The following is a 12238-nucleotide window of genomic DNA, read 5'->3' on the forward strand; positions in this document are numbered from 1 at the left end:
GACCCCCATGAGATCGAGTCCGAAGCGACTCTCGTTCCTGCTCGTCAGCACGGCCCTCATCGCCGGAGCCCTCGGCTTCGGCACCATGAACCAGGCCTCGGACGGCCCCCGTGCCGAGCAGATCGGCATCGGCCACGTCGGCCACCAGATGGCCGCCTCCACCCAGGCCTCGGGCGACGACGCCGACGGGGACGGCTACATCCCCGCCGTCCCGCAGGTCACCGGCGTCACCCCGTCCACGGCGGTCCCGCCGCCGGCCTACCACCACGAGTTCCAGGCCAACTGCGCCGTCTCCCACACCGCGGGGGACGACCCGATCGTCTACCCGGGCCAGTTCGGCAAGTCCCACGACCACACGTTCATGGGCAACACCTCCACCAACGCCGCCAGCGTCACCGCCTCCCTCTACGGCGGCGCCACCACCTGCAAGGCACCGGCGGACGCCTCCGCGTACTGGATGCCCACGCTGCTCAAGGGCGACCAGAAGATCCTGCCCGTCGGCCCGCAGGTCATCTACTACAAGTCGGGCGTGACCGACTACCGGAGCGTGCGGCCCTTCCCCAAGGGCCTGCGGTTCGTCGTCGGCAGCCCCACCCAGACCGAGCAGGAGTTCCGCGCCCACAAGGGCTTCGTCGAGGGCTGGGAGTGCGGTGACAGCTTCTTCAACACCGACATCCCCGCGAGCTGTCCGAACCGGCCCGACGTGCAGCTCAACCTGCGCATGCAGGCCCCCAGCTGTTGGAACGGCCTGTACCTCGACACCCCCGACCACAAGAGCCACATGGCCTACCCGGTCGTGAAGCCCGGCACCAACGACAACATGTGCCCCGCCTCCCACCCGGTCGCCCTGCCGATGATCGAGTTCAAGATGGCGTGGCCGGTCAACGGCGACATGAGCCAGGTCCGCCTCGCCAGCGGGCGCGGCTACTCCTTCCACTACGACTTCTTCAACGCGTGGGAGGAGCGCACCCTCAAGGCCCTCGTCGACCACTGCGTCAACGGCGGCCTGCAGTGCGACGCGCGCGGCTTCGACCTGTACCGCCCCGAGCGCGGCCAGGTGCTGAACGACGCCTACGTCCTGCCCTGACACCCCCGTCCACCCCGTACGGGGCGGCCCGGACACCCGTCGCGGTGCCGGGCCGCCCCCGTACGCCCGACCGCCCCGGAGCCCTCATGCCTTCCGCCGGACGTCTCCCCGACCGCTTCCCCGAAGACGACGCCCTCATCGACCGCCTCCCGCCCGGCTTCCGGATCGGCGCCGCCACCTCCGCCTTCCAGATCGAGGGCGCCACCGCCGAGGACGGCCGCACCCCCTCCATCTGGGACACCTTCTGCCGCGTGCCCGGAGCGGTCGACAACGGCGACACCGGGGACACCGCCTGCGACCACTACCACCGGATGCCCGAGGACGTCGCCCTCATGGCGGACCTCGGCCTCGACACGTACCGCTTCTCCGTCTCCTGGCCGCGCGTCCAGCCCGGCGGCCGGGGCCCCGCCAACCCGAAGGGCCTCGCCTTCTACGACCGGCTCGTCGACGAACTCCTCGCCCGGGACATCGCCCCCTGGCTGACGCTCTACCACTGGGACCTGCCCCAGGAGCTCCAGGACGCCGGCGGCTGGCCCGAGCGCGACACCGCCCACCGCTTCGCCGACTACGCCGCCCTCGTCCACGACCGGCTCGGCGACCGCGTCACCCACTGGACCACGCTCAACGAGCCCTTCTGCTCGGCGGTCCTCGGCCACGTCGAGGGCGTCCACGCGCCCGGCGGGCGCTCCCTCGCCGACGGCGTCGCCGCCGTGCACCACCTGCACCTCGCCCACGGCCTCGCCGCGCAGCGGCTGCGCGCCGCCGCCCGGGGCCCCCTCGACCTGGCCGTGACCCACCTCCTCGGCACCAGCGCCCCCGCCACCGGCAGCCCCGCCGACCGGGAGGCGGCCCGCCGCGCCGACGCCTTCGGCTTCCGCTTCTACCTCGACCCGATCCTCCGCGGCGCCTACCCGGAGGACCTGATCGCCGACCTCGCCGCGCAGGGCGTCGAGATCCCCGTCCACGACGGCGACCTGGCCGCCGTCGCCACCCCGATCGACACCCTGGGCGTCAACTACTACCGCTCCATGAAGTCCTCCGGCACCGGACCCGACGGCGCCACCGCCGACGCCCGCGGCCTCCCCGTCACCCGGGGCCTCCCGCACGGCGGACTGCCCGTCACCGGGCTCGACTGGGAGGTCATGCCGCACGACCTCACCGCCCTGCTGCTCCGCGTCGCCCGCGACTACCCCGGCATCCCCGTGGTGATCACCGAGAACGGCGCCGCCTACGAGGACCGCCCCGACGAGGACGGCTTCGTCGACGACCGAGAACGCACCGCCTACCTCTCCGCCCACCTCGCCGCCGTGGCCCGCGCCCGCGAGCAGGGGGCCGACGTGCGCGGCTACCTGGCCTGGTCGCTCCTCGACAACTTCGAGTGGGCGTACGGCTACGCCCAGCGCTTCGGCCTCGTCCGCGTCGACTACGCGACCCAGACGCGCACGCCGAAGCGGAGCGCGCACTGGCTCCGCGACACGGCCCTCCGCGTGCGCGGAGGCAGCGGAGCCGCCGGAGGCAGCGGAGGCGCCGGAGCCGCCGGGAATCAGGGGAGCAGCCCCCGGACGTAGGCCGCCTGACCCGCGTGCTGGAGGTCGTCCGCGATCACCGAGACGAGCCGTACGCCGAGGGTGACCGGCGGGTCCCAGGAGGTGTCGACGACCCGGTCGAGGTCCGCGTTCGTGACCGGGGCGAGGAGTTCCTCCGTACGGGCGTGGACGGCGTCGTGGTAGCCGAGGAGGAGCTCGGCGGAGGCGCGGACCGCGCCGACCTGGGCGGAGGTGTGGCCGTAGCCGGTGGCCGCCGCCGGGAAGGGGAGGCCGAAGCGGTCGCGCCAGCCGTCCGCCGTCCACAGCTGTGCGGTGCCGAAGGCGCCGGCGAGGTGGTCGTCCTGGATACGGGTGAGGTGCCAGACGAGCCAGGCGATCGAGTTGGCGTCCGGGTCGATCCGGGTGGCCAGTTGTCCGTCCGTCAGGCCCTCGACCGCCTCGTGGACGACCTCGCGGATCCGCCCGAAGGCGTCGGTGAGGAGCCCGGCGCTGTTCATGACGTCTCCCTGTTCCGTTCCCTGTTCCGCTTCCAGCGGGCGACGGTCTCCTCGACGTCGAAGAGGCCGAGGTTCAGCGGGGGACCGGCCGGCGGGCGGCGCAGAGCCTCGGCGATCCTGGTGTTGATCTCGCCGAGGATCCGGCGGACCTGGTGCTCCGACGCGGCCTCGGCGATCTCCGCCTCCGCGTCCTCGGCCGCCTTCCGCAGCGCGAGCGAGGGCGGCAGGACGGCCGCGCCCTCGCGGTGCATCTTGCCCTTGATCCACCACAGTTCGTCGTACGGGGCGGAGTCGTCGGCCAGGGGCTTTCCGAAGCCGGGCAGACTCCGGAAGTCGCCGCGCTCGGAGGCCTCGCGGATCTGCTTGTCCACGAATGACTCGAAGCTGACGCCGGGGGGTTTCCGTTCGGTCATGTGTCCAGACTACGTAATCACCCCGGTACGAGTGTGGTTCTCGCGGGCTACTACGGCACGAGATCTTCCGGCACGCTGCTGTCGTTCAACGCGCGTCGACCCCTGCCCCCACCGGCTCACCAGCTACTGGAGGAAGCATGCGTCACCGCCCCACCCACCGCACCCACCGCACCCGCCTCACCCGCCGCACCGGCTTCGCCGCCGTGCTCGCGCTCCTCGCGGGCCTGCTCACCGCGTTGGTGACCGCCACTCCCGCCCAGGCGGCGCCGCTCTTCAAGGCGCCCTTCCCCTGCGGCCAGAAGTGGACCTACAGCCACCACTCCGCCGAGGTCCGCCAGGCCCTCGACTTCATCAGGTCGGACGGCGGCACGACCGCCGGAACCCCGGTGCTCGCCTCGGCCTCCGGCACCGCCTACCGGTACTCCCAGCCGACCGGCGCGGGCAACTACATCGTGATCGACCACGGCGGCGGCTGGAAGACGTACTACTTCCACCTGAACGCCTACTCGGTCGCCAACGGCGCCGCCGTCTCCCAGGGCCAGCAGGTCGGCACCACGGGCACCACCGGCAACAGCTCCGGCGCCCACATCCACTACGAGCAGCTCTACAACGGCGTCGGCCAGACCATCGTCATCAACGGCGTCTCCCTCGCGCCCTACCCCGGCTCGTACGGCTCCAAGTACCTGACCAGCGACAACGGCTGCTCGGGCGGGGGCGGCGGGAAGTACTGGGTCGACACCTTCGCCAACGCCACCGGCTACGCCCAGGCGAACACGAACGACGCCCAGGGCGTGCTGAACGCGGGCACGAACTACGTCTACTGCAAGGTCTGGGGCCAGGAGGTCAGGGACGGCTCCGGCAACTTCAACCACTGGTGGCTGCGGACCGACCTCGACACCGTCTACTCCGGGAAGAACGGTTACGGGGCGTACGTCTCCGCCTACTACCTGTCCCGCTGGGGCAACGACGAGGCCCGCGACAACAACGGCACCGTCATCCCCACCTGCTGACCGGCCAGGAAAAGGCCAGGAAAAGGGCAGGAGCCCCGCTCGTGCCGAGACACGGAGCGGGGCTCCTTGGGTACTGCGCTAGTCGGGCGTATCCGCCGACCCTGGCACTTAGGCCGGGGTGACGTTCTCCGCCTGCGGGCCCTTCGGGCCCTGCGTGACGTCGAAGGTCACGGGCTGGTTCTCCTCAAGCGAACGGAAGCCGTTCGCGTTGATCGCGGAGTAGTGGACGAAGACATCCGGGCCGCCGCCGTCCTGGGCGATGAAGCCGAAGCCCTTTTCAGCGTTGAACCACTTCACGGTTCCGGTAGCCATGAGCCCTCCTATGGGCCAAAGGGTCGCCCTGCTCCAGAACCTGCAAACAAGTCTGAAAACTACAAAAGCCTGCGGGTCACATGCTCCGCAGGCTCTGTACTGCAAGGGAAACCAAACTGCAACTTGCGTCGAGCCTAGCACGCAGGACGCGACGGGCGGTAGAGGGAAAGATCACGTCACCCACAGGTTTGATCTGCGGTTCAGCGCTGACGTTCAGACGCTCGAACACAGGGTCCCCGGCCTTCCCCGGGCGCCCCGGCGATGCCCGTCGTACGAGACGGGACTAGCCTCGCGATGTGGACAATGCAACCGACGACCACCAGCGCAACCGGCCCCGCGTCGGACACATCCAGTTCCTGAACTGCCTCCCCCTCTACTGGGGCCTGGCGAGAACGGGAACGCTGCTCGACCTGGAGCTCACGAAGGACACCCCGGAGAAGCTCAGCGAGCGGCTCGTGCGGGGCGACCTCGACATCGGCCCGATCACCCTCGTCGAGTACCTCCGCAACGCGGACGACCTGGTCGCCCTGCCCGACATCGCCGTCGGCTGCGACGGGCCCGTCATGTCCTGCGTGATCGTCTCGCAGCGGCCCCTGGAGGACCTGGACGGCGCCCGCGTCGCCCTCGGCTCCACCTCCCGCACCTCCGTCCGCCTCGCCCAGCTGCTGCTTTCCGAGCGGTACGGGGTCGCGCCGGACTACTACACCTGCCCGCCCGACCTCGGCCTGATGATGCAGGAGGCGGACGCGGCGGTCCTCATCGGCGACGCGGCCCTCCGCGCCTCCCTCCACGACGCCCCCCGCCTCGGGCTCCAGGTCCACGACCTGGGCCTCATGTGGAAGGACTGGACGGGCCTCCCGTTCGTCTTCGCCGTGTGGGCGGCCCGCAAGGACTACCTGGCGCGCGAGCCGGAGACCGTCCACGAGGTCCACCAGGCCTTCCTGGCCTCCCGCGACCTCTCCCTCGAAGAGGTCGCCAAGGTGGCGGAGCAGGCGGCGCGCTGGGAGACCTTCGACGCGGAACTCCTGGAGCGGTACTTCCGCACGCTCGACTTCCGATTCGGCCCCGAGCAGCTCGCCGGCGTCCGCGAGTTCGCCCGCCGCACGGGACCGACGACGGGATTCCCGGCGGATGTCGTGGTGGAACTCCTGAAGAGCCCCGTCGTGAATTGAGAGAGGGCGGGGCGAATTCCCGCGCGGGAAAGGCGCACACATTTCACGTGTCAGTCATGCCCCATTCACCTTTCCCCCGGGCCCTGCCCGTGCCCGTCCGACCGCACCCCGCCGATCGCGCGACGACCGCTGGCGTAGGCTGGCTCGGTCGTTCAGAACCGTTCCAGAACTCCTCCAGAACTCCTCCGAAAGGGACGTACCCGGTGACCGAGAAGGCCGATCTGCAGTCCGTTCTCGACCGCGCAGCAGCCGGCGGCCGGATCACCCCGGAGGAGGCGCTCGACCTCTACCGCTCGGCTCCCCTCCACGCGCTGGGCGCGGCCGCCGACGCGGTGCGCCGCCGCCGGTACGCGGGGACCGAGCACATCGCGACGTACATCATCGAGCGGAACATCAACTACACGAACGTCTGCGTGACGGCGTGCAAGTTCTGCGCCTTCTATGCCGCGCCGAAGGACACGAAGAAGGGCTGGACCCGCGACCTCGACGACATCCTGCGCCGCTGCGCGGAGACCGTCGAGCTCGGCGGCACCCAGATCATGTTCCAGGGCGGCCACCACCCCGACTTCGGCGTCGAGTACTACGAAGAGCACTTCGCCGCGATCAAGAAGGCGTACCCGCAGCTGGTCATCCACTCCCTCGGCGCCTCCGAGGTCGAGCACATGGCCCGCATCTCGAAGGTCTCCGTGGAGGAGGCCATCACCCGGATCCACGCGGCCGGCCTGGACTCCTTCGCGGGCGCCGGCGCGGAGCTCCTCCCGGAGCGCCCCCGCAAGGCCATCGCGCCCCTCAAGGAGTCGGGCGAGCGCTGGCTGGAGATCATGGAGATCGCCCACAAGCTGGGCGTCGAGTCGACCTCCACGATGCTCATGGGCACGGGCGAGACGAACGCCGAGCGCATCGAGCACCTGCGGATGATCCGTGACGTGCAGGACCGGACGGGCGGCTTCCGGGCCTTCATCCCGTACACGTACCAGCCCGAGAACAACCACCTCAAGGGCCGCACGCAGGCGACGCTCTTCGAGTACCTGCGCATGATCGCCATCGCGCGCCTCTTCCTCGACAACGTGGCCCACATCCAGGGCTCGTGGCTGACGACGGGCAAGGAGGTCGGCCAGCTGTCGCTGCACTACGGCGCCGACGACCTCGGCTCGATCATGCTGGAGGAGAACGTGGTCTCCTCGGCCGGTGCCAAGCACCGCTCGAACCGCCTGGAGATCATCGACCTGATCCGCAAGGCGGGCCGCGTCCCGGCGCAGCGCGCCACGACGTACGAGCACCTCGTCGTCCACGAGGACCCGGCGAACGACCCGGTGGACGACCGCGTCGTCTCCCACATCTCGTCCGTCGCCATCGAGGGCGGCACGGCCCACCCGGAGCTGAAGCTCCTCGACGCGAACTGAGTGAGGCCCGGTTGCTGACGATCCACGTCGCCGAGGCGACCCCCGAGACCGCCGTCCTCGTCGACGGCGGCCTCGTCGCGGCCGTCGGCCCGTACGAGGACCTGGCCGCCGTCCGCCCCGACGCGCGGGTCCGCGAGTGGCCGGGCATCCTCACGCCCGGCCTGCTCAACCCGTACGCGCCCGAACTCCTCGAAGGCATGTACCACCCGGACCCCCGGGAGGCCGAGGGCTTCGGCACCGAGCCGATCACGGGGGAGCGCGCGCAGCGGATCTTCCGCATGGACGCCTCGCGCCGCAGCGCCTCCGCGCGCCGCGCCGTGCAGCGGCTCTTCGCGCACGGGACGGTCGCGGTCGCGGGCGAGCTCCGCGTCCCGGCGGCGGCGGACGCTGTCCGCCGGGCGGGCCTGGCGGTGGGCCGCCGCCCGGAGAAGCTCGCGGGCACCCCGTCGTTCTCTCCCACGCCGCTGATCCTGCTCCCCGCCCTCCAGCCGGGCGCCCCGGCCCGGTTCGCGGTCTTCGACGTCCCGGACCGGGCGTCGCTGGTCCGTCTCGGCGCGTCGACCTGCGTCGCCACGGTCATCGGCGGCAGGCTCGTCCACCGGGCCCGCTGACCTCAGGGCCCGCCGACCTCAGGGCCGTACGGGCCCTGAAAGAATGACCCCACCCTCCCGTCACCGAGTCTGCGAGGCCGAACGGCAGTGACCCGCGCATCCCTGGACAAGCAGCCGCACGAAGTCGCCACGATGTTCGACGGCGTGGCGGCCAACTACGACCTCACCAACGACGTGCTCTCCCTCGGGCAGGACCGTCGCTGGCGCAAGGAGGTCGCGAAGGCGGTCGACGCCCGCCCGGCGCAGAGGATCCTCGACCTCGCGGCCGGTACGGCGACCTCCTCGCAGCCCTTCGCCCGCGCGGGCGCGTACGTCGTCCCCTGCGACTTCTCGCTCGGCATGCTCCAGGTCGGCAAGAAGCGGCACCCGTGGATGCCGTTCACGGCCGGCGACGGCATGAACCTGCCGTTCCGCGACGACGTGTTCGACGCCGTCACCATCTCCTTCGGCCTGCGCAACATCCAGGACACGGACAAGGCGCTGCGCGAGCTGTACCGGGTGACGAAGCCCGGCGGCCGGGTCGTCATCTCCGAGTTCTCGCACGCCACCTGGGCGCCGTTCCGCACGGTGTACGAGGAGTACCTGATGCGCGCGCTGCCGCCGGTGGCCCGCGCGGTCTCCTCCAACCCGGACGCGTACGTGTACCTCGCCGAGTCCATCCGCTCCTGGCCGGACCAGCCCACCCTGGCGGGCATGCTCCAGAAGGCCGGCTGGGAGAAGGTCGCGTGGCGGAACCTGTCGGGCGGGATCGTGGCCCTGCACCGCGGCTTCAAGCCGTAACCGCCCGGCCCATAAACTTTCCCCGTCCTTCCCTCGACCCCTTCGGGAGATCCGCCGTGACCGAGCCGCAGCCCCTCTCCGAGCACAGCGCAGATGTGATCGTCGTCGGCGCGGGCCCGGCCGGCTCCACCACCGCGTACTACCTGGCCAAGGCCGGGCTCGACGTCCTGCTCCTGGAGAAGACGGCGTTCCCGCGCGAGAAGGTCTGCGGCGACGGCCTGACCCCGCGCGCGACGAAGCAGCTCGTCTCCATGGGCATCGACATCTCCGAAGAGGCCGGCTGGCTGCGGAACAAGGGCCTGCGGATCATCGGCGGCGGGGTGCGCCTGGAGCTGGACTGGCCGGAGCTCGCCTCGTACCCGGACTACGGACTCGTCCGCAAGCGCGACGACTTCGACGAGCAGCTCGCCCGGCAGGCGCAGAAGGCGGGCGCGCGGCTGTACGAGCGCTGCAACGTGGGCGCGCCGATCGTCGACGACCGCACGGGCCGGATCACGGGCGTCCACGCCAAGCTCGGCGAGGAGAAGCGCGAGGTCACCTTCCACGCGCCGCTCGTGGTCGCCGCCGACGGCAACTCGACCCGCCTGTCCCTGGCGATGGGGCTGCACCGCCGCGAGGACCGCCCGATGGGCGTCGCGGTCCGCACGTACTTCACCTCCCCGCGCCACGACGACGACTACCTGGAGTCCTGGCTGGAGCTGTGGGACCGCCGCGGCCCGCAGGACCGGCTGCTGCCCGGCTACGGCTGGATCTTCGGCATGGGCGACGGCACGTCGAACGTGGGCCTCGGCATCCTGAACTCCTCCTCGGCGTTCAAGGAGCTGGACTGGCGCGAGGTCCTCAAGGCCTGGTGCGCGTCGATGCCGGAGGACTGGGGCTACACCCCGGAGAACATGACGACGCCGATCCGCGGCGCCGCCCTCCCGATGGCCTTCAACCGCCAGCCGCACTACACGAAGGGCCTGCTGCTCGTCGGCGACGCGGGCGGCATGGTCAACCCGTTCAACGGCGAGGGCATCGCGTACGCGATGGAGTCCGGCCAGATCGCGGCCGACGTCATCGTCCAGGCCCACGCCCGCACGACCCCGGCCCAGCGCGAACTGGCCCTGCGGAACTACCCGCAGATCCTCAAGGACACCTACGGCGGCTACTACACGCTCGGCCGCGCGTTCGTGAAGCTCATCGGCAACCCGAAGATCATGAAGCTGGCGTCCCAGAAGGGCCTGACGCACCCGCTCCTGATGAAGTTCACGCTGAAGATGCTGGCGAACCTCACGGACCCGACGGGCGGCGACGCGATGGACCGCATCATCAACGGCCTCTCGAAGGTGGCCCCGAAGGCTTAGGCGCCCGGAAAACGACCGAAGGGCCGTCACTCCCCCGAGGAGTGTCGGCCCTTCAGCGTGTCAGGCAGGGGTGGGGATCAGAGGATCCGGACGGCGCCCGAGGGGGTGTCCCAGCTGAGGGAGCGCTCGACGACGCCGGTGGAGGGGTTCTGCGCGCCCACGTACTTGCCGCCGCCGACGTAGATGGCGACGTGGTACGAGCCGCTGCGGCTGCCCCAGTAGAGGACGTCGCCCGGCTGGAGGTTGCTCAGGGAGACGGAGGTGCCCATGCTCGACTGCGAGCCGGAGATGCGCGGCAGGTCGATGCCGGCCTGGCGGTAGGCGGCCTGGACGAGGCCCGAGCAGTCCCACGAGTTGGGGCCGGTGCCGCCCATGACGTACGCGTCGCCGACCTGGGCGCGCGCGAAGGCCACGATCGCGGCGGCGGAGCCGGTGGCGGCCTGCGTCGTGTTCGAGCTGCCGGAGGAGGCGGTGGAGCCCGCGTCCGAGGAGGACGAGGACGAGCCGCTGTCCGAGGAGGACGAGGAAGCGGAGGAGGACGACGAGGAGGAGCTCGCGGAGGTGGTGGAGAGCTGGGTGCGGGCGCTGTCGCGGGAGGCGCGGGCGGCGGCCTCCTGGCGCTCCTGACGCTCCTGCTCGGCCTTCTCCGCGGCCGCCTTGGCCTCGGCCTCGGCGCGGGCCTTCTCGGCGCGCTCGGCCTCGGCCTTGCGGTCCGCCTCGGCCTTGGCCTTCTTGGCCTCCTTGGCGGCCTTCTGGAGGGCCTTGTTCTCCTGGGCCTCCAGGCTCTGGTCGAGGGCCTCCTGCTGGGACGCGTCGGCGGAGGCGGCGACGGCGTTCGCCAGGCCACCCGTGTCGAGGGATCCGAGCGTGGGCATTTCGATGGTCTCGGTCACCGGCTCGGCATTGGCCGGCCCGGCAGCACCGGCCACCGCGATGGTGCCGAGGAAACCACCGGCGACTCCGGCGCGGAGCGCGAGCTTCGAGGCGCTGCGGCGGGGCTTCCGGTGGCTGGGTATGGGAGCGGTGTGGGACATGGGTACAACCGCTATCAGGGCTTCGCGGTTCCCTTCAAGAAACGTGGGCTGCGCCACAGTTGGGCCAGGAAGGCCTGAATCCGCTTCTCCGGCACCCTTATTGACGCCGTAACGGGCAAATCGGGCACGGCCCATCGGCGGCTTGATCATGGGTTTTCGATGAATAGTCCGAATTGCCCGTCACTTACCACCTCTTCACCTCTGTGGCCAACCCCCGCTTCCCCGGGCCCCCTTGGCGAGTGACGCAGGTCACATCCGAGCTCGTGAACGGGCGCACGTGTCCACCTCGCGACGCCGGACCCCCCCGACCGGGCGAAGACCGGCTCCTTTATCACTCGTACGAGTCCCATCGCCAATTTGCCTGCATGGGGCAACGCTTGATAGTGCGACACCCCCCCGACCAGCGATTTCCGGTACGGATGTCACATCTGGTGATCACCTGGGCGCTTCGCGCGACAAGATCACCGCTCATCCGACTTCATGATCCTTCGTCAGGTGGTGGAGATCACAAACTAGTTGCTGACACCCGTGTCGCAGATCACAGAGGGGCGGGCATAAGATGCGGGGCAGCCGGGCTTGTGAACTGCCTCACATGGGGGCGATCTTTCAGGGCCCGGCCGTGCGATCCAACGGTCAAGGACGACTGGAAGGAGCGAGGAGCGTGAATGCGTACGCGCCCATCCTCGTGCTCGGTGCCCTGGGTGCGGGGTTTGCGATCTTCTCCGTGGTCATGGCCACGCTTATCGGGCCAAAGCGGTACAACAGGGCAAAGCTTGAGGCATATGAGTGCGGCATCGAACCGACGCCCACTCCGGCCGGTGGCGGCCGCTTCCCGATCAAGTACTACCTGACGGCGATGCTCTTCATCGTCTTCGACATCGAGATCGTCTTCCTCTACCCCTGGGCGGTCACGTTCGACTCCCTGGGGCTTTTCGGGCTCGTGGAGATGCTGCTCTTCGTGCTCACCGTCTTCGTCGCCTACGCGTACGTGTGGCGGCGGGGCGGCCTGGAATGGGACTGAAGGGC

13 protein-coding genes are annotated in these 12238 nt (G+C 70.4%); 9 read left to right on the forward strand and 4 right to left on the reverse strand.

All coding sequences use genetic code 11. The features are described 5' to 3' along the window. Positions 1-7 precede the first annotated feature (7 nt). Together ACFC0Z_RS31305 and ACFC0Z_RS31310 are read left to right on the forward strand one after the other, a co-directional pair. Complete coding sequence (locus tag ACFC0Z_RS31305; protein WP_376445140.1) at positions 8-1087, forward strand: DUF1996 domain-containing protein; 1080 nt, start codon at positions 8-10, stop codon at positions 1085-1087. A gap of 86 nt (positions 1088-1173) precedes the next feature. Continuing rightward, entirely contained in the window at positions 1174-2655 is a 1482-nt protein-coding gene (locus tag ACFC0Z_RS31310; RefSeq protein WP_376445142.1) for a GH1 family beta-glucosidase, read from the forward strand. On the opposite strand, the gene ACFC0Z_RS31315 is transcribed toward ACFC0Z_RS31310, so the two are convergent. Both ACFC0Z_RS31315 and ACFC0Z_RS31320 read right to left on the reverse strand, forming a co-directional pair. After that, complete coding sequence (locus ACFC0Z_RS31315) at positions 2631-3131, reverse strand: DUF664 domain-containing protein (protein WP_376445144.1); 501 nt, start codon at positions 3129-3131, stop codon at positions 2631-2633. The two genes, ACFC0Z_RS31310 and ACFC0Z_RS31315, sit on opposite strands and share 25 nt — an antisense overlap. Next, the gene (locus ACFC0Z_RS31320) at positions 3128-3544 is read right to left on the reverse strand and encodes a DUF1992 domain-containing protein (RefSeq protein WP_376445145.1); all 417 of its coding nucleotides are present in this window, start codon (positions 3542-3544) and stop codon (positions 3128-3130) included. The genes ACFC0Z_RS31315 and ACFC0Z_RS31320 overlap by 4 nt, the downstream gene beginning before the upstream one ends. Before the next feature lie 137 nt (positions 3545-3681). Here ACFC0Z_RS31320 and ACFC0Z_RS31325 point away from each other — a divergent pair, with 137 nt between their 5' ends. Beyond that, the gene (locus ACFC0Z_RS31325) at positions 3682-4554 is read left to right on the forward strand and encodes a M23 family metallopeptidase (RefSeq protein ID WP_376445147.1); all 873 of its coding nucleotides are present in this window, start codon (positions 3682-3684) and stop codon (positions 4552-4554) included. 108 nt (positions 4555-4662) lie between these two features. On the opposite strand, the gene ACFC0Z_RS31330 is transcribed toward ACFC0Z_RS31325, so the two are convergent. Further along, positions 4663-4866, reverse strand: a complete 204-nt coding sequence (locus ACFC0Z_RS31330) for a cold-shock protein (RefSeq protein ID WP_376445150.1) — start codon at positions 4864-4866, stop codon at positions 4663-4665. Positions 4867-5162: 296 nt separating this feature from the next. Between ACFC0Z_RS31330 and ACFC0Z_RS31335 the strand changes: the two genes are divergently transcribed. The 5 genes from ACFC0Z_RS31335 (at position 5163) to ACFC0Z_RS31355 (ending at position 10178) form a co-directional block, all read left to right on the forward strand. Further along, entirely contained in the window at positions 5163-6038 is an 876-nt protein-coding gene (locus ACFC0Z_RS31335; RefSeq protein ID WP_376445153.1) for a menaquinone biosynthetic enzyme MqnA/MqnD family protein, read from the forward strand. Between the two features lie 203 nt (positions 6039-6241). Next, positions 6242-7441, forward strand: a complete 1200-nt coding sequence (gene mqnC / locus ACFC0Z_RS31340) for a cyclic dehypoxanthinyl futalosine synthase (RefSeq protein WP_376445155.1) — start codon at positions 6242-6244, stop codon at positions 7439-7441. 11 nt (positions 7442-7452) lie between these two features. Next, a complete protein-coding gene (locus ACFC0Z_RS31345) occupies positions 7453-8052 on the forward strand; it encodes a hypothetical protein (RefSeq protein WP_376445158.1) in 600 nt (199 codons plus the stop codon). Between the two features lie 87 nt (positions 8053-8139). Next, positions 8140-8832 (forward strand): demethylmenaquinone methyltransferase, encoded by a 693-nt coding sequence (locus ACFC0Z_RS31350; protein WP_376445160.1) that lies wholly within the window; start codon positions 8140-8142, stop codon positions 8830-8832. Between the two features lie 56 nt (positions 8833-8888). Continuing rightward, positions 8889-10178, forward strand: a complete 1290-nt coding sequence (locus tag ACFC0Z_RS31355; protein ID WP_376445163.1) for a geranylgeranyl reductase family protein — start codon at positions 8889-8891, stop codon at positions 10176-10178. Between the two features lie 77 nt (positions 10179-10255). On the opposite strand, the gene ACFC0Z_RS31360 is transcribed toward ACFC0Z_RS31355, so the two are convergent. Further along, positions 10256-11212 carry a C40 family peptidase gene (locus tag ACFC0Z_RS31360; protein ID WP_376445166.1) on the reverse strand — a complete coding sequence of 319 codons (957 nt, stop codon included), beginning with the start codon at positions 11210-11212 and terminating at the stop codon, positions 10256-10258. Between the two features lie 661 nt (positions 11213-11873). Between ACFC0Z_RS31360 and ACFC0Z_RS31365 the strand changes: the two genes are divergently transcribed. Continuing rightward, positions 11874-12233, forward strand: coding sequence for an NADH-quinone oxidoreductase subunit A (locus ACFC0Z_RS31365; protein WP_250299117.1), 360 nt, complete (start codon positions 11874-11876; stop codon positions 12231-12233). Positions 12234-12238 lie beyond the last annotated feature (5 nt).

It is taken from the genome of Streptomyces sp. NPDC056144, assembly GCF_042264145.1.
Taxonomy (GTDB): Bacteria; Actinomycetota; Actinomycetes; order Streptomycetales; family Streptomycetaceae; genus Streptomyces.